Origin of the sequence: Microbacterium sp. (genome assembly GCF_047972865.1) — a bacterium.
Taxonomy (GTDB): Bacteria; Actinomycetota; Actinomycetes; order Actinomycetales; family Microbacteriaceae; genus Microbacterium.
The window spans coordinates 1-15,583 of sequence record NZ_JBKEAY010000083.1; the positions used below are offsets into that span (position 1 = coordinate 1).

The following is a 15,583-nucleotide window of genomic DNA, read 5'->3' on the forward strand; positions in this document are numbered from 1 at the left end:
GGGTGTCGACGTCAACCACGGCCAGACACCCAGCATCCGCCCGCACAGGCGAGCGGACAAGAGGCGACCACCCTCTACTCTCGACCCCCACGACGCGGGTCACCCCACCCGACAGCTCAAACGATAAGCCGATGGCCTGTTAACCACGCGTCCCCCAACGAAAAACGACCCCCACTCTGAGAGATAAAATCCCAGGTCAGGGGCCATTTCGTTTGTGTGCGCGAGGGGGGAGTTGAACCCCCACGCCCTTTCGGGCACTGGCACCTGAAGCCAGCGCGTCTGCCTATTCCGCCACTCGCGCGAATCCGTGTTTCCACGTTTTCAACCTCCCGAGAATATCACGCCTTCGCCGTTGCGGTTCCCGCGCCGTCATGGCACGGTCTCCCAGGCGCGCCAACTAACATGAATCAACCGGTCAGACCGCCAGAGGAGCCCCGTGGGACTACTTGACAGCTTCGAGAAGGGTCTCGAACGCGCCGTCAACGGCGCGTTCGCGAAGACCTTCCGCAGCGGCGTCCAGCCCGTCGAGATCGCCTCGGCGCTGCGAAGTGAGCTCGACGCGAAGTCTGCCGTCGTGAGCCGCGACCGCATCCTCGCCCCCAACACCTTCACGGTGCGCCTCTCCCCCACCGACCAGGACCGCATGAACGAACTGGGCACCACCCTCGACGACGAGCTGAACCGCCTCGTCACCGAGCACGCCCGCCGCCAGGGTTTCAGCTTCGCGGGACCGGTCTCGATCACGCTCACCGCGGACGAGCAGCTGTCGACCGGCACCCTCCGCGTGGACTCGCACACCGCCGCCGGCGACGTCGCCTGGCGCGCCGTCGTCGATGTGGAGGGCCGCCGACATCCGCTCTCCCGCGGGCGCACGGTGCTCGGTCGCGGGACGGATGCCGACATCACCCTCGCCGATGCCGGCACCAGCCGCCGCCACGTCGAGATCCTCTGGGACGGCGAGCGCGCGATGGTGCGCGACCTCGGGTCGACCAACGGCACCCAGCTCGACGGACGCAGGGTGACCGAGGCGCCGCTCCCGCCGGACTCGACCATCCGGATCGGCCGCACCGACATCGTCTTCCGCGTGGTCGCGCAGGCCACGCCCGGCCGCGGCGCCGCCGCCGAGAGGGGGCGCCGGTGAGCGAACTGACCCTCCTGCTGCTGCAGATCGGCTTCCTGGTCCTGCTGTGGTTCTTCGTCTTCACGATCGTCTATTCGCTGCGCGCCGACCTGTTCGGCGTCAAAGTGCGAAAACTCCCCGACCCGGCCCCCGCCGCCGGCCCGACCCGCGCCCCCACGGCGGGACCTTCCGACGCCACGGCGATCGTCAGCCCCGTCACCCCGCGGTCGCGTCCGAGCGGGCCCGTCCAGGCCACCCGCGACGCCGTCACGCGCATCGTCATCACCAGCGGCCCCAAGACGGGGCTCGAGTTGCCACTGACCGGCGAACCCCTCACGATCGGCCGCTCCAGCGAGTCCGGCCTCGTCGTGCGGGACGACTACACGTCCAGCCAGCATGCCCGCCTGCTGCTGTGGGGCGATCAGTGGATGATCCAGGACCTCGATTCCACCAACGGCACCTGGCACGACGGCACGCGCGTCACCACGCCCGTGCCGGTGGTGGTCGGCGCGCCCATCAAGGTGGGCGCGACGACGTTCGAGCTGCGGAAGTAGGCGGGTCCTCGACATGGTCTTCCAGGGATCGAGCACGGCTATCTCCCACACCGGGAAGGTGCGCTCCAACAACCAGGACTCCGGCTACTGCGGTTCGAACCTGTTCGTCGTCGCAGACGGGATGGGTGGCCACGCGGGAGGCGATGTCGCCTCCAGCCTCGCCGTGCACCGCCTGGAAGAGCTCGACCACCCGTACGATTCGACGGCCGAGGCCGAACGCGCCCTGCAGCGCGCCATCTCCGAGACCGCGACCGAGCTGATCAGCACCGTCGGGCGCAAGCCGGAGCTGGCCGGGATGGGTACGACCGTCACCGCGCTCGTGATGGTCGACGAGTTCGCCGTCGTCGCTCACATCGGCGACTCCCGCCTGTACCTGTACCGGGGCGGCGCCCTCACCCAGATCACGACCGATCACACGTTCGTGCAACGCCTCGTCGACTCCGGGCGCATCACGCCGGAGGAGGCCCGCCATCACCCGAGGCGGTCCGTCCTCATGCGGGTACTCGGCGACATGTCGCCCGACCCCGAGGTCGATACCTTCATCATGCCGACCCAGCCCGGCGACCGCTGGCTGCTGTGCTCGGACGGCCTGTCGGGTGTCGTCGACGACGCCCACACCGCCAAAGCGCTGGCCCAGGACATGGCACCGGCCCGCACGGCCGACGTGCTCCTCAAGCAGGCGCTGGACGGCGGTGCACCCGACAACGTCACGATCGTGATCGTCGACGTGGGCGGCCAGCATCCGATCTTCTCGGGCACCCCGACGATCGTGGGCGCCGCCTCCACCCCCCTGGGCGTCGAAGTGCCGGCGGCGCGCTCGGGCCGCGGCGGCTGGTTGCATCTGCGCAGCCAGGCAGCGAACGAACCGACCCACTACGAACCGGCCGCCGAATACCTCGAAGAGCTCATCGAAGAGGATCGCCGCCGCGGTCGCCGTCGTCGCGTCTGGTGGATCATCGGCTTCGTCCTCGCCCTGGCCGCCCTGGCGGCCGTCGCGTACGGCTGCTACCAGTGGACGCAGACCCGCTACTACGTGGGTGCCGATGAGAACACCGTCGTGATCTACCGCGGCATCCAGCAGACGATCGGTCCGATCGCTCTGTCCTCGCCGCACGAGGACACCCAGATCCTGCTGGCGAACCTGCCGTCGTACCAGCGGCAGGCGGTCATCGAGACGATCCCGGCGGAGTCGTTGAACGACGCGATGGCGATCGTCGACAACCTCCGACCCCGGGAGGGCTCGCGATGAGCGCGTCGACCCAGACCGACACCACGGCGCTCAAGGCGCTGCGCCGGGTGCGGATGCCGCAGACGCAGCGCAACCGCGAGCTGTGGCTGCTGATCTTCGTCTTCGCGATCACCTCGGCCGCCGTCGCGCTCGTGCAACTCGGTGCCACCGGCACGATCGACTGGTCGTTCCTCAACTATTGCGGCGCCATCACCGGCCTCGTCCTCATCCTGCACATCGTGCTGCGGCGGAAAGCCCGTCAGGCCGATCCGTTCGTCGTGCCGATCGCGACGCTGATGTCCGGCATCGGGCTGGCGATGATCTACCGCCTCGACATCGCGGAAGACCTCGCCGGGTGGGACGCCCTGTCGACCCGTCAGCTGGTGTGGATGGCGATCGCCGTCGCCGGCGCGATCGCCATCGTGCTGCTGCTGCGCAACTACCGGGTGCTGTTCCGCTACACCTACCTTTTCGGCCTGGCCGGCCTCGTCCTGCTGGTGCTGCCGTTCGTCCCGGGGCTGCGGGTGGAACAGAACGCGGCCGTGTGGGTGTCGTTCGGCGGCATGTTCACCTTTCAGCCGGGGGAACTCGCCAAGATCTCGCTGGCGATCTTCTTCGCCGGTTACCTCGTGCGCACGAGGGAGGCGCTGACCTCGGTCGGGCATCGCTTCTTGGGGGTCACCTGGCCGCGCGCTCGCGAGCTGGGCCCGCTGCTGGTGATCTGGGGCGTGTCGATGCTCATCATCGTGATGCAGCGCGACCTGGGCACCGGGCTGCTGCTGTTCGGCATGTTCGTCGCCATGCTGTACGTGGCCACCGGCAAGTCCAGCTGGGTGATCATCGGTGTGGTGCTGGCCGTCTCCGGCGCCGTCCTCGCCTCCCGGATGCTGCCCTACGTGCAGGCCCGGTTCACCAACTGGCTCGACGCTTTCAACCCCGACCTCATCGACGGCAGCAGCTATCAGCTGGTGACCGGGCTGTTCGGCATGGCCAACGGCGGCATCCTCGGCACCGGGTGGGGGCGCGGCTACCCCGATCTGACGCCGCTGGCCCACAACGACTACATCTTCCCGAGCCTCGCCGAAGAACTCGGCCTGGTGGGCGTGTTCGCTCTGCTGGCGCTCTACATGGTGTTCGTGAGCCGCGGCATCCGCATCGGCATCACCGGGCAGGACGACTTCGGCAAGCTGCTCGCGACCGGGCTGTCGTTCACGATCGCGCTGCAGGTGTTCATCATGGTCGGAGGAGTGACCCGCCTGATTCCGCTGACCGGGCTGACGACACCGTTCCTGGCCGCGGGCGGTTCGTCGCTGGTGGCCAACTGGCTGATCGTGGCGCTGCTCCTTCGCATTTCGGATGCCGTACGCTCCCGGCCCCGGGTGGTGATCGGATGACCCATCAGTTGCGGCGCCTGAGCATCGTGATGCTGGTGATGTTCCTGGGCCTGTTCGCCTCGACCAGCTACATCCAGGTGATCGGGGCGCAGAGCCTGGAAGCCAACCCGGCCAACCGCCGGACCCTCTACGAGTCCTACGAGATCCAGCGCGGCGCAATCGTCGCCGGTGACGAGGTCATCGCTTCGTCGGTGCCCAGCGACGACCTGTACAGCTGGATGCGCGAGTACGCGGACGGTCCGATGTGGGCGCCCGTCACCGGATACATCAACCCGGTGCTCGGGTCGAGCACCGGGCTGGAACAGGCCATGACGGCGGAGCTGTCGGGCACCGGCGACTCGCAGTTCCTCGCCCGCGTCGACCGCATCGTGACCGGCAAGGACCCGCGGGGATCGAACGTGCTGGTCAGCCTCGACCCGGAGGTACAGCGGGTGGCGTTCGACGCCCTCGGCGACTACCAGGGCGCCGTCATCGCCCTGGAGCCGTCGACCGGGCGCGTGCTCGCGATGGTGACGAGCCCGAGCTACGACCCGAATCTGCTCGCCTTGCACGACACCGGCGCCGTCAACGCGACATACGACGACCTCGTCGCCGACCCGCAGAATCCGCTGTACGATCGCGCCATCGCGGGAAACCTCAACCCGCCCGGGTCGACGTTCAAGCTCGTCGTCGCCTCCGCGGCCCTGTCGACGGGCACCTACACACCGGAGTCGACGTTCGAGAACCCGGCGGCGTGGACTCTGCCGGGCACCGCCACCGAGATCCACAACTTCGACGGCGGCACCTGCGGCCCGGGCGACGAGGTCGACCTGGCCACCGCGCTCCGACTGAGCTGCAACATCCCGATGGCGCAGTTGGCCGTTCAGCTGGGCGACGACGTCATCCGGGCCGAGGCCGAACGTTTCGGCTTCAACACGTCGTTCGAGATCCCGCTGGCCTCGACCGCGTCGTACTACCCCACCGACCTGGATGACGCGCAGACCGCGCTCAGCGGATTCGGGCAGAGCGACGTGATCGCCACACCGCTGCAGATCGCGATGGTCTCGGCCGGGATCGCGAACGGAGGGGTCGTCATGAACCCGAATCTGGTGGACTCGGTGATCGCCCCCGACCTCACCGTGCAGCGCGAGTTCGGGCCCACCGAGTTCGGCCGCGCCGTCGACGAGGCGGTCGCGGACGAGATGACCACGATGATGGTCTCGAATGTCCGTGAAGGGGCGGCCAGCGGTGCAAGAATAGACGGCATCGACGTGGCCGGAAAAACGGGCACCGCCGAACACGGACCCGGCGACCCGTACACGCTGTGGTTCACCGGGTTCGCACCCGCAGACAACCCCCAGGTCGCCGTTGCTGTCATGATCGAGAACGGCGGCGGTCTGGGACAGTCAGGCACGAGTAACGGGATCGCGGCTCCGATCGCGAAGGAAGTCATAGAGGCGGTGCTGAGCAGATGAGACCGACGCAGGGTGTCAGCTTCGGCGGACGATACGAGCTCGACTCCCGGATCGCCATCGGCGGCATGGGTGAGGTGTGGGAGGCGACCGACCACGTGATCGGGCGCACCGTGGCCATCAAGATCCTCAAAGACGAGTACATGGGCGACCCGGGCTTCCTGGAACGATTCCGCGCGGAGGCGCGTCACGCCGCACTCGTCAACCACGAGGGCATCGCGAGCGTGTTCGACTACGGCGAGGAGAACGGCTCGGCGTTCCTGGTGATGGAGCTGGTGCCCGGCGAGGCGCTCTCCACGATCCTCGAGCGCGACGGGGTGCTGTCCACCGACAGGACGCTGGACATCGTCGCCCAGACGGCAGCCTCGCTGCAGGCCGCACACGCGGCCGGACTCGTGCACCGCGACATCAAGCCGGGCAACCTGCTGATCACCCCTGACGGACGCGTCAAGATCACCGACTTCGGCATCGCCCGGATCGCCGACCAGGTGCCACTGACGGCGACCGGACAGGTCATGGGGACGGTGCAATACCTGTCCCCCGAGCAGGCTTCCGGGCACGCCGCGTCGCCGGCGACCGACATCTACTCCCTCGGCATCGTCGCCTACGAATGCCTCGCCGGAAAGCGCCCCTTCACGGGCGAGTCGCAGGTCGCGATCGCGATGGCGCAGATCAACGACACCCCGCCGCCGTTGCCGGACTCGGTTCCCGAGCCGGTGCAGAAACTCGTCCTGAGCATGATCGCCAAGAAGCCGGAGGACCGTCCCGCGTCCGCGTCGGCCGTTGCCCGCGCGGCGACCGCGCTGCGTCGCGGCGACGTCGCCGCCGCGGCATCCATCGTGCCCGCCATCGTCGCCGTCGCCGTCGCCGACGACGACGTCACGCAGTTGCTCAGTCCCGCGCTGACCGGCGACGAGGCGACCCGCCTGCTGCCGGCCACGACCCCGCTGGCCACCGATGCCGACGACGATGTCGCGACTCCCCGCAAGCGCAGCCCGTGGACCTGGCCCCTGATCGCGCTCATCGCGCTGCTGGTCCTGGTCCTCGGCGGCGCCCTGTGGGCACTGCTGAACGGGTCCGACCCCGAACCGACCCCGACGCCCACCTCGTCGCAGACCACCGGACCGACGCCGTCGGACACCCCCTCCGACACGCCGACCCCGACGTCAGTGGACGTGGGTACGCTCGACCTCATCGGTAAGACTTGTGATGAGGCGCTGCAGATCGCCCGCGACGAAGGACTGACCGCGAGTTGCGTCGAGGGCGACCCTGCCGCGACCGCAGAGGACGTCGGCCTCGTCTACCGCTTCTCACCCGAGGGCAACGTGCGGTTCGACCAGGACTTCGTGCTCACCCGCTACGGCGATCAGGCTGCCATCGCCACGCCGACGACACCGACGCTGCAAGACGAGAACGGCGGCACGATCACCGAAGCCGAGCAGGGCACGACCGTCACGGTCGGATGGGACACCTTCCAGTGCCCCATCGGCTCGGTCGTCAGCTCTTACACCCTCAACGTCACGGGCGGTATCTTCCCGGCCAACGATTCCACCCAGGCCAGCTTCGGAATCGAGCAACGCCCCGCGCCGGTCGCCGTCAACGGCGACGTCGGCTCCCGCCTCTCCGTGCGGATGGAGGTCACCTGCACGGGTGACGCCGGAGATCGCACGTCGGATTCCTCCCCACCCGCGGAGGCGACGATCATCGCATCCGTCCCCGGTGACCCGGAGGCGCCGGATGCAGATGGCTGAGGTCATCTGCGCGGCATCCGTCGGATAGGCTGGGCAGGTCCGGCCGAGGGAGTCAAGTGTCCGCAGAGTCTCGTGTGCTGTCCGGCCGATACCGTGTCGACGACCTCGTCGGCCGGGGCGGGATGGCCAGCGTCTACCGCGGCTACGATCTGACCCTGGGTCGCCCCGTCGCGATCAAGGTGCTCAAACGTGACCTGAGCCGGGATGCCTCCTTCCGCACGCGGTTTCGGCTGGAGGCCCAGGCCGCTTCGCGGATGTCACATCCGACGATCGTGCGCGTCTACGATGCCGGGGAAGACACCGAGACCGACCCCGACGGCTCCATCCACCCGGTGCCCTACATCGTCATGGAACTGGTGCACGGCCAGCTCCTGAAGGACATCATCGCCGAGGGCCCAATCCCGCCACGCGACGTCGTGCACTACGCCGACGGCATCCTTGAGGCGCTCGAGTACTCCCACCGCGCCGGCGTTGTCCACCGTGACATCAAACCCGGCAACATCATGATCACCGACGCCGGCCAGGTCAAGGTGATGGACTTCGGCATCGCCCGAGCGGTGTCGGATTCGTCGTCGACGGTTGCGGAGACCACCGCCATCATCGGCACGGCATCGTACTTCTCCCCCGAGCAGGCCAAGGGTGAACCCGTCGACGGCCGCGCCGACCTGTACTCGGCCGGAGTCGTGCTGTACGAGATGCTCACCGGGGTGCCGCCGTTCCGCGGCGAGACCCCCGTCGCGGTGGCCTATCAGCATGTGAGCGAGACGCCGACCACCCCCTCGGCGGTCAACGACGTCGTCTCGCGCGGGCTGGATGCCGTCGTGCTGCGCGCGATGGCGAAGGACCCGTTCCAGCGTTTCCAGGACGCGGCGTCGTTCCGCGAGGCGCTCGACGCGGCAGCCGTCGGCAAGGAACCCACCAAGCGCACCGTCGGGGCACTCACGAGCGAGCTGTACGGCGCCAGCCCGCGCCAGGCCGCCGACACCGCGCGGTCGCTGCGCCAGTTGTCCACTGACACGACGATGCGCCGCACCCAGACCGGGCCCCCCGTCGCGTGGATCTGGGCGGGCATCGCCATCCTGGCCGTGCTGCTGATCTCCGTGCTCATCTGGGTGCTGTCGATCCGGCCGTCCGACGGCGTCACACCCAATGCGCGCACCGTTCCCGACGTGGTCGACGCGTCGTGGGACCGGGCACGCGACGCGCTGGCAGCGGAGGACCTCGTCGCGGTACGGTTCGAGGAGCCCAGCCCCGCCATCAACGAGGGCAACGTGACCCGCACCATCCCCGAGGCCGGGGTCACCGTGACCCCCGGCCAGGAGATCCGCGTCTATGTGTCGACCGGGCAGGTGATGGCCACCGTTCCCGACCTCACGTCGATGTCACGGTCGGAGGCCGCCGCTGCGCTCGACGACGCGGATCTGCGGCTGGGAAGCGTCGACCGCGTCAGCGACCCGAGTCTGCCCGCCGACGCCGTCATGACGGCCCGGCTCGACGACGGCACAACGGTGGATGCCGGCGACGAACTGGCGGTCGGCACCCGCATCGACCTGACCGTCGCCACCGGCACCGTGTCGATCAAGGACCTGCGCCAGACCACGACCCTCACCAGCGCGACCGAGTTGCTCGAATCCGACGCCTACCAGTTGAGTGTCGTGCGCGAAGAAGACCCGGGCTGCCCCGCCGTCGATCCGGAAATCGTTGTCGGCCAGGACAAGGTCGGTGAGGTGCCGATTCACTCCGAGGTGCGTCTAACGGTCTGTTCCGGCTGATCAGGCCGCCCGGTGCGGGCGCAGGAGCGCGCCGCGCGCGGCGGCACCCCGGCATCCGAGCGATTCGAGCCAGGTTCCGAGCAGGCCATACCCGCCCTCGGTGAGCACGCTCTCGGGGTGGAACTGCACCCCGACGATCGGTGCCCGCGTGTGCGCGAGGGCCATGACCGTGCCACTGGCGGTGCGGCCGGTCACCACCAGGTCGGTCGGCAGCGAACCCTCGTCGACGGCGAGCGAGTGGTAGCGGGTCGCTGTCATCGGGTTCGGGATGCCGGTGAACACGCCCGTACCGTCGTGGTGGACCGCGCTGGTCATGCCGTGCATGAGCTCGGGCGCGTGCACGACACGCGCGCCGAACGCCGCGGCGATCGCCTGATGACCCAGGCACACCCCCAACAGCGGCACCCTCACATCGTGCGCGGCGCGCACGATGTCGATCGACGCACCCGCCGCGTACGGGGTTCCGGGGCCGGGCGAGACCAGGACCCCGCCGAAACCGGCGACGACCGCGCGGGCCTGGGGCGACTCGATCTCGTCCGCCTCGACCAGCTCGGTGGCCGCGCCGAGCTCGACGAGGTAGCCGACCAGGGTGTGAACGAAGCTGTCATGGTTGTCGACGACCAGGACCCGCGTGACGGCGGCGGTCATTCGCCCAGGGTGGCATCCTGTGGCAGGAGCGTCAGCGACACCCACGGGAAGACCCAGACGAACAGAACGTAGACGATGACCGCGGCGAGGATCAGCAGGATCAGCAGCCGGATCCACCACGGACCCGGCAGCACACGCCACAACGCGCCGTACATCAGGTGGGCACCCCCTCGGTGAGCGCCGCCGGTGCGCCGTCGGCGCGCGGCGTGAACTCGTCGAACAGAGCGTACGCGATGATCCGCTCCATCATGTTGAACTTCGGGGCGCAGCTGGTGAGGGTGAGGTAGCGCCCTTCCGACATGACGTCCGGACGCTGCGGGACCGGCAGCAGCACCTCGATCTGGGTGTCTTGCACGTACTCGAAGTCGCGGAACCGGTACGTGTACCAGCCCTCCTTCGTCTCGATCACGATGGCGTCGCCGATGACGAGCCGGTCGATCGGATCGAAGGGTGCGCCGGAGGTCCAGCGGTGTGCCGCGTAGGCGGTGTTGCCGACGGCGCCGGGCAGCGGGGTGTCGTCGTAGTGGCCGATGAAGCCCTGGTCGAGGATGTCTTTGCGGGTGATGCCGGAGGCGACCCGGAACTTCCACTGCTCGCCGAAGCGCGGCACGTACATGACGCCGAACTGGTCGCCGTGGGAGACCGCGCCCAAGACCGGGATGTCGCCCGGCGCGACCGGCGTCGGCTCCGGCCCGTCGGCCGGGCCGGTCCCGTCGTCCGGCGGCGCCGAGGGCTCGGCCCACGATTGGGCGAGCTCTTCGGCGGCGGAGTGCTCCTGCGCGCTCGCGATCGCGTCGCCGATCCACACCTGCCACGCGACGAAGAGGAGGGCGACCACGCCGCACGTGATCAGCAGCTCGCCGAGCACGCCGACCACCGACGCGCGACGACGCGGCGCCGGCGTGGACGTCGGGTGCACTTCGGGTTCACTGCCCACAAGAGAAGTGTAGGCGTGCGCTCGCCCCGTCGGCGTCGAACGGAAGCCGGGCCGGGTAGAATCTCCGTCATGGCACGTTCTGGCAACGACGACGACCCGACCGTCGCGCGGTCTGAGGGCGAACAGGCCCCCAACCCCGTGTGGTTCAAGCCCATCATGCTGGGCCTGATGATCGTCGGCCTGGTGTGGGTGATCGTGTTCTACCTCACCGACCAGCGGTTCCCGATCCCCGACATCGGCGGCTGGAACCTCGTCGTCGGCTTCGGTATCGCGTTCGTCGGCTTCTTGATGACCACCCGTTGGCGATGACCGGGCGAATCACACCGGTGTGATTCATCCCCACCTGGGGACAAACCTGTGGATAACTCTCGCGTCCCTCAGGTTCACGTGTAGATGATCACGGGGATGACCAACAGCGCACACAGCCCGACGGCGACCGCGATCAACAACCACAGCTGCGTGTGGCGCTGCCGGCGGGCGCGCGTACGCGCGAACACGAAACCGACTAGCGCCCCGACCAGCCCCCCGCCGATGTGCGCCTGCCAGGAGATGTTCGATCCCGGCAGGAACGTGATCACGAGGTTCAACCCGAGCAGCACCGCGATGGCCGTGACGTTGGCGCCGAGGTGCCGGCCGATCACGAACATCGCGCCGAGCAGGCCCCACACGGCGCCGGACGCACCTACGACCCACGTGCCCGGGGCCAGGAGCGCCACCAGCACCGATCCGCCCAGGGCGCTCAGCCCGTACAGCGCAAGAAAGCGCCCCCCGCCCAGGAGCGGCTCCAGGCTCCGACCCAGCGCCCACAGCGCCAGCATGTTGAGCGCGACGTGCCAGATGCTCGCGTGCACGAGCGTGACCGTGAGCAGCCGCCAGGGCTGGAACGTCGGTCCCGGCAACACGAACGCGCTGTTGAACGCGAGCGCGCTCTCCACGATCGGGCCGACGACCGGGATGAGCGACACGAGGTAGAACAGCGACGTCACCGCAACCAGGGTGTAGGTCGCCATCGGCCGCCCGTCGAGCCGCCGGCGCACGATGGCGCGCCGATGCGGCATCCGCGCCACTTTCGCCGCTTTCTGCTGCTCCTGCTGACACTCCGGGCAGACCACCCCGACGGGCATCTGCGTCTGGCACTCCGGGCACACGGTGCGCAGGCACCGCTGGCACAGCACGAAACTCTGCCGGTCCGGGTGCCGATAACAGTAGTTGTCGGGGTTGCGCCCGAAATCGCTCGACGTCACGCGCTCATACGGTGACGATGTCGACCGACGACAGCACGACAGGCTCGATCGGGCGATCGCCGGCGGCGGTGGGCACCTTGCTGATGGTGTCGACGACCGCACGGGAGGCGTCGTCGGCCACCTCGCCGAAGATGGTGTGCTTGCCCTGCAGCCACGGTGTCGGGTCGGTCGTGATGAAGAACTGCGAGCCGTTGGTGCCCTCGGCCTGCCCGGTGACGGCGTTGCGGCGCTGACCAGCGTTGGCCATCGCCAGCAGGTACGGCTTGTCGAAGGCCAGCTCCGGGCTGATCTCGTCGTTGAAGGTGTACCCGGGTCCACCGGTGCCCTGCCCGAGCGGGTCGCCGCCCTGAATCATGAAACCGGGGATGATGCGGTGGAACACGACGTCGGTGTACAGCGGACCGTCTCCGGGCTGACCGGTCGCCGGGTCGGTCCACGATCCGGTGCCGTCGGCGAGCCCGACGAAGTTCTGCACCGTCTTGGGCGCGTGGTCTCCGAAGAGGTTGACGAGGATGTCGCCGTGGTTGGTGTGCAGCGTCGCGACAGCGGTATGAATCGGCATGCACACCATTCTCTCACCCGCATGCAGGTCGCCCGGTCGCCGGTGTCTGGCAAGATGGGGGAAAACGTCCCCGATTCTGGGAGGGCCCCGTGAGCCTCAGCCGCAAACGCAAGAAGGAACTTCGCAAGCTCCAGGACCGAGCGAACAGACTGTGGGAGTCGCAGGAGGTCCTCCTCGGCCAGGCCGGCGAGATCGCTCGAGACGCCGGCCGTCAGCTCGGCAACTACAACCGTGAGACCGTCGTTCCCGCCGTGCAGGACCGCTACCAGCGGTACGCCGCCCCGTACGTCGACCGCGCGGCGCGCACGACGACCAAGCTGTACAACCAGCGGATCGTTCCCGCTGCGGGCGCCCTGGTCGGCAGTGCGCTGTCGGTGTGGGATGCCGCCAACGACACCCGTGACCGGCTGTCGAAGGGCCGAGGTCTGGCTCAGGTCGACATGAAGGACTTCCAGAAGCGGGCCGACAAGCACGCCAAGAAGGCCCAACGGATGCTGTTGGCCAAGGCCCCGGCACCCACGACGCGGAAGCAGGGGATCGGCGCCGGCGGCGTGCTGGCCATCATCCTCGGCATCACCGCCGCGGCGGGTGTGCTCTACGCGGCGTGGCAGACGCTGCGGGCCGATGACGAGTTGTGGGTGGCCGACGACCCGCTTCGCGCTCCCGAAGAGTGAGTCATCCCGGCACCATCGCGCGTGCCGCACAGCCGGGCCGGTCGTCTCGATGACCGGCCCTGTGTCGCGCGTGCGGGATGCGGCATCCGCCCGCGGCCTGGCCATCGAGGTGCGCGAGCGCCCCGCGGCGAAGAGCCTGCCCGAGGCGGCGGCCCTTCTGGGCGTCCGCGCCGCCGACATCGTGAAGACCCTGGTGGTCAAACGCAGCGACGACACGTTCCTGTTCGCGCTGATCCCGGGAGATCGCGCCATCTCGTGGCCGAAGCTGCGCGCCGTGGTGGGTGTCAACAAGCTCCGGCTGCCGCCGCCGGAAGTCGCGCTGGCGGCGACCGGGTACGAGCGGGGCACGATCGTCCCGGTCGGCAGCACGGTGGACTGGCCGCTCTACGCCGACATGTCGATCGTCGGCCGCCGGATCGCGATGGGAGCCGGCGCGCACGGCTACAGCATGTTCGTCGAGTCAGACGACCTCATCGCCGCCTACGCGGCGACCGTGGCCGACATCTCGCAGCCGATCGACGACGGTGCCGGTGCGCGTGCGGGTGCACAGCCGGCGTCCGGCGGCTGACGCTCTCACGACGAACCGCTCAGATGAGGTCCGCCATCCGCAGCGCGAGGTCGACCAGGGTGCCGCGCTGCAGTCGGCGCACGTGATCGAGGGCGAACCAGCCGGCCCGGTCGGTGGAGCCGTCCTTCTCGAACCGGAGGCGCCCGCCGGTGACGCGCGCCCGGTAGACGATGCGGAGCGTGTGCAGCGGGCGAGCCGCGTCGCGGTTGATGCGACGGTGGGCGGGGATCACGCGTGAGTCGATGCCGAGGAGGTCACCGACCACGACGCGGTAGCCCGTCTCCTCCCGTACCTCGCGACGCGCGGCTGTCGCGGGCTCCTCACCCGGGCCCAGGCCGCCGCCCGGGAGGGTCCAGGCCGCTTTCCGGTCCTGGTTCCAGTGGGCGAGCAGGACGCGACCGTCGGCGTCGGTGATGACGGCGTAGGCCGCCACCCGCATGTCCGCGGTCCGCTCGCTCATGATCGTGACGTGATGACCGTTCCCGCCGGGATTCCGGGGTGGGCGAGGATCGCGGCGAACAGCTTCGCGTCTTCCTCGGTGAACCCGCCCGCGAGCTGCACCGGCGAGCCGAGCTCTTCGCCGCACGGGAGCGCCAGCTCCGGCACCGTGAACAGGTCACCGTCGATCAGGATGCCCAGCCGCGGATCGGCGTCGTCATCGCACGCGATCGCCGAGGTCAGCTCGGTCAACGCGGTCTCGCCCTGTTCGGTGAGCTCCAGGTTCAGCGCGTATTCGGTCGTGCCCGATTCCGCCGAGGCGCCGGCGATGTCTTCGGGGAACACGACGGCGGGGCCGAGCGAGAGCAGGACGCCGTCGGGATCGGTGCTCAGGCACGGATCGGTGAACGCGGTTTGGGCGCACACCGGCGACCCCTGCTCCGCTCCGGACTCGGCTGTCTCGAGGACCGGCCGTATCGACGTGTTGCCCGCGACGGTGAAGAGGGAGTCGTTGACGACCCGGTCGCCGCTGGTCAGGTTGACGATGATCCTCCGATCGGCCGCACTCACCGCGTTGGGCACCCCGAGCGACTGGAGCCGGGCGCTGATGAGGGCACCGGTCGGGCCGGCCGCGGCCGGCGTGGGGACCTCCACTTCGACGCGCTCGTCGAACGCCGGCGGCTCGGTGGGCGAGGGGGTGGGAGTGCACGCGGTGACCGTCAGTGCCAGGAGCAGAAGCGGGAGTCCACCGAGAAGTCGTTTCGCGTTCACCTACTGAACCCTACTCGCTGACGGTGCGGGGTACCGCGCGCCCCACACCTCGACCCGGTCTCCTCCCCGATTTCGCGCCCGGGCCGGTTCCGGTTCCGGTTCCGGTTCCGGTTCCGGTTCCGGTTCCGGTTCCGGTTCCGGTTCCGCGAGACTACAGCGCGGGTATCGAGACAGCGCGTAAACCGCGGGGTTTCGATAGCGGGCCTGTAGTCTCGCGGGCCGGGCCGGGCCGGGCCGGGGTGGGGTGGGGGGCGGGGGGTCAATGGGTCATGGTGGCGAGGGCGTCGGGGTCGATGGTGGCGATGGCGCGGGTGTCTTGGAAGGCGCGGATGCCTTCGATGCCTTGTTCTCGGCCGATGCCGGATTGTTTCATGCCGCCGAACGGGGCGCGCAGGTCGAGACGGGTCGCGCCGTGGTCATTGACCCACACGTACCCGCATTCCAGTTGCGATCCGACCCGGTGCGCGGCGG

The 15,583-nt window shown here is 69.1% G+C and carries 18 protein-coding genes and 1 tRNA gene; 10 read left to right on the forward strand and 9 right to left on the reverse strand.

Features of this window, described 5'->3' with window-relative positions:
- Nucleotides 1-217: 217 nt before the first annotated feature.
- Nucleotides 218-301 (reverse strand) — tRNA-Leu (locus ACK5KK_RS05190).
- A 135-nt stretch (nucleotides 302-436) separates the two neighbouring features.
- On the opposite strand from ACK5KK_RS05190, the gene ACK5KK_RS05195 reads away from it, so the two are divergent.
- From ACK5KK_RS05195 to pknB, 7 genes are read left to right on the forward strand one after another with little or no spacing between them, the layout of a single operon-like run.
- The gene (locus ACK5KK_RS05195; protein WP_416889026.1) at nucleotides 437-1,141 is read left to right on the forward strand and encodes an FhaA domain-containing protein; all 705 of its coding nucleotides are present in this window, start codon (nucleotides 437-439) and stop codon (nucleotides 1,139-1,141) included.
- Nucleotides 1,138-1,674 carry an FHA domain-containing protein gene (locus tag ACK5KK_RS05200; protein ID WP_416889027.1) on the forward strand — a complete coding sequence of 179 codons (537 nt, stop codon included), beginning with the start codon at nucleotides 1,138-1,140 and terminating at the stop codon, nucleotides 1,672-1,674. Before ACK5KK_RS05195 ends, ACK5KK_RS05200 begins: the two co-directional genes overlap by 4 nt.
- Nucleotides 1,675-1,687: 13 nt before the next feature.
- Nucleotides 1,688-2,923, forward strand: coding sequence for a Stp1/IreP family PP2C-type Ser/Thr phosphatase (locus ACK5KK_RS05205; protein ID WP_416889028.1), 1,236 nt, complete (start codon nucleotides 1,688-1,690; stop codon nucleotides 2,921-2,923).
- Nucleotides 2,920-4,296, forward strand: coding sequence for an FtsW/RodA/SpoVE family cell cycle protein (locus ACK5KK_RS05210; protein ID WP_416889029.1), 1,377 nt, complete (start codon nucleotides 2,920-2,922; stop codon nucleotides 4,294-4,296). Before ACK5KK_RS05205 ends, ACK5KK_RS05210 begins: the two co-directional genes overlap by 4 nt.
- Nucleotides 4,293-5,750 carry a peptidoglycan D,D-transpeptidase FtsI family protein gene (locus ACK5KK_RS05215; RefSeq protein ID WP_416889030.1) on the forward strand — a complete coding sequence of 486 codons (1,458 nt, stop codon included), beginning with the start codon at nucleotides 4,293-4,295 and terminating at the stop codon, nucleotides 5,748-5,750. The genes ACK5KK_RS05210 and ACK5KK_RS05215 overlap by 4 nt, the downstream gene beginning before the upstream one ends.
- Nucleotides 5,747-7,498: a serine/threonine-protein kinase gene (locus ACK5KK_RS05220; protein WP_416889031.1), complete on the forward strand. Its 1,752-nt coding sequence runs from the start codon at nucleotides 5,747-5,749 to the stop codon at nucleotides 7,496-7,498. The genes ACK5KK_RS05215 and ACK5KK_RS05220 overlap by 4 nt, the downstream gene beginning before the upstream one ends.
- 56 nt (nucleotides 7,499-7,554) lie before the next feature.
- Nucleotides 7,555-9,270, forward strand: coding sequence for a Stk1 family PASTA domain-containing Ser/Thr kinase (gene pknB, locus ACK5KK_RS05225; protein ID WP_416889032.1), 1,716 nt, complete (start codon nucleotides 7,555-7,557; stop codon nucleotides 9,268-9,270).
- Here pknB and ACK5KK_RS05230 read toward each other — a convergent pair whose 3' ends face one another.
- Genes ACK5KK_RS05230 through ACK5KK_RS05240 form a run of 3 tightly spaced genes read right to left on the reverse strand, consistent with a single transcriptional unit; the run spans nucleotide 9,271 to nucleotide 10,855 of the window.
- Complete coding sequence (locus ACK5KK_RS05230) at nucleotides 9,271-9,918, reverse strand: anthranilate synthase component II (RefSeq protein ID WP_416889033.1); 648 nt, start codon at nucleotides 9,916-9,918, stop codon at nucleotides 9,271-9,273. It lies immediately after the preceding gene.
- Nucleotides 9,915-10,073: a hypothetical protein gene (locus tag ACK5KK_RS05235; RefSeq protein ID WP_416889034.1), complete on the reverse strand. Its 159-nt coding sequence runs from the start codon at nucleotides 10,071-10,073 to the stop codon at nucleotides 9,915-9,917. The genes ACK5KK_RS05230 and ACK5KK_RS05235 overlap by 4 nt, the downstream gene beginning before the upstream one ends.
- Nucleotides 10,073-10,855 (reverse strand): class E sortase, encoded by a 783-nt coding sequence (locus ACK5KK_RS05240; protein WP_416889035.1) that lies wholly within the window; start codon nucleotides 10,853-10,855, stop codon nucleotides 10,073-10,075. Before ACK5KK_RS05240 ends, ACK5KK_RS05235 begins: the two co-directional genes overlap by 1 nt.
- A 69-nt stretch (nucleotides 10,856-10,924) precedes the next feature.
- On the opposite strand from ACK5KK_RS05240, the gene ACK5KK_RS05245 reads away from it, so the two are divergent.
- Nucleotides 10,925-11,164 carry a cell division protein CrgA gene (locus ACK5KK_RS05245; protein ID WP_416889036.1) on the forward strand — a complete coding sequence of 80 codons (240 nt, stop codon included), beginning with the start codon at nucleotides 10,925-10,927 and terminating at the stop codon, nucleotides 11,162-11,164.
- 74 nt (nucleotides 11,165-11,238) lie between these two features.
- Here ACK5KK_RS05245 and ACK5KK_RS05250 read toward each other — a convergent pair whose 3' ends face one another.
- Together ACK5KK_RS05250 and ACK5KK_RS05255 are read right to left on the reverse strand one after the other, a co-directional pair.
- A complete protein-coding gene (locus ACK5KK_RS05250; protein WP_416889037.1) occupies nucleotides 11,239-12,099 on the reverse strand; it encodes a rhomboid family intramembrane serine protease in 861 nt (286 codons plus the stop codon).
- Nucleotides 12,100-12,103: 4 nt separating this feature from the next.
- On the reverse strand, nucleotides 12,104-12,661 hold the full coding sequence (locus tag ACK5KK_RS05255) for a peptidylprolyl isomerase (RefSeq protein ID WP_416889038.1): 558 nt from the start codon (nucleotides 12,659-12,661) through the stop codon (nucleotides 12,104-12,106).
- 89 nt (nucleotides 12,662-12,750) lie between these two features.
- Here ACK5KK_RS05255 and ACK5KK_RS05260 point away from each other — a divergent pair, with 89 nt between their 5' ends.
- Together ACK5KK_RS05260 and ACK5KK_RS05265 are read left to right on the forward strand one after the other, a co-directional pair.
- Entirely contained in the window at nucleotides 12,751-13,335 is a 585-nt protein-coding gene (locus ACK5KK_RS05260) for a DNA helicase (protein WP_416889039.1), read from the forward strand.
- Nucleotides 13,336-13,384: 49 nt separating this feature from the next.
- Entirely contained in the window at nucleotides 13,385-13,903 is a 519-nt protein-coding gene (locus tag ACK5KK_RS05265) for an aminoacyl-tRNA deacylase (RefSeq protein WP_416889040.1), read from the forward strand.
- Between the two features lie 19 nt (nucleotides 13,904-13,922).
- Here ACK5KK_RS05265 and ACK5KK_RS05270 read toward each other — a convergent pair whose 3' ends face one another.
- The 3 genes from ACK5KK_RS05270 to ACK5KK_RS05280 all read right to left on the reverse strand — a co-directional run.
- Nucleotides 13,923-14,363, reverse strand: a complete 441-nt coding sequence (locus tag ACK5KK_RS05270; protein ID WP_416889041.1) for an NUDIX hydrolase — start codon at nucleotides 14,361-14,363, stop codon at nucleotides 13,923-13,925.
- On the reverse strand, nucleotides 14,360-15,112 hold the full coding sequence (locus ACK5KK_RS05275; RefSeq protein ID WP_416889042.1) for a SecDF P1 head subdomain-containing protein: 753 nt from the start codon (nucleotides 15,110-15,112) through the stop codon (nucleotides 14,360-14,362). The genes ACK5KK_RS05270 and ACK5KK_RS05275 overlap by 4 nt, the downstream gene beginning before the upstream one ends.
- Before the next feature lie 259 nt (nucleotides 15,113-15,371).
- On the reverse strand, nucleotides 15,372-15,583 hold a 212-nt coding region (locus tag ACK5KK_RS05280), incomplete at its 5' end, for an aldehyde dehydrogenase family protein (RefSeq protein WP_416889043.1).

What these genes read in the sequence shown, in the direction of transcription:
- ACK5KK_RS05205 (WP_416889028.1), top strand. Translation starts at nt 1,688, where the DNA reads ATGGTCTTCCAGGGATCGAGCACGGCTATCTCCCACACCGGGAAGGTG.
- ACK5KK_RS05210 (WP_416889029.1), top strand. Translation starts at nt 2,920, where the DNA reads ATGAGCGCGTCGACCCAGACCGACACCACGGCGCTCAAGGCGCTGCGC.
- ACK5KK_RS05215 (WP_416889030.1), top strand. Translation starts at nt 4,293, where the DNA reads ATGACCCATCAGTTGCGGCGCCTGAGCATCGTGATGCTGGTGATGTTC.
- ACK5KK_RS05220 (WP_416889031.1), top strand. Translation starts at nt 5,747, where the DNA reads ATGAGACCGACGCAGGGTGTCAGCTTCGGCGGACGATACGAGCTCGAC.
- ACK5KK_RS05230 (WP_416889033.1), bottom strand. Translation starts at nt 9,918, where the DNA reads ATGACCGCCGCCGTCACGCGGGTCCTGGTCGTCGACAACCATGACAGC.
- ACK5KK_RS05235 (WP_416889034.1), bottom strand. Translation starts at nt 10,073, where the DNA reads ATGTACGGCGCGTTGTGGCGTGTGCTGCCGGGTCCGTGGTGGATCCGG.
- ACK5KK_RS05245 (WP_416889036.1), top strand. Translation starts at nt 10,925, where the DNA reads ATGGCACGTTCTGGCAACGACGACGACCCGACCGTCGCGCGGTCTGAG.
- ACK5KK_RS05255 (WP_416889038.1), bottom strand. Translation starts at nt 12,661, where the DNA reads ATGCCGATTCATACCGCTGTCGCGACGCTGCACACCAACCACGGCGAC.
- ACK5KK_RS05265 (WP_416889040.1), top strand. Translation starts at nt 13,385, where the DNA reads ATGACCGGCCCTGTGTCGCGCGTGCGGGATGCGGCATCCGCCCGCGGC.
- ACK5KK_RS05270 (WP_416889041.1), bottom strand. Translation starts at nt 14,363, where the DNA reads ATGAGCGAGCGGACCGCGGACATGCGGGTGGCGGCCTACGCCGTCATC.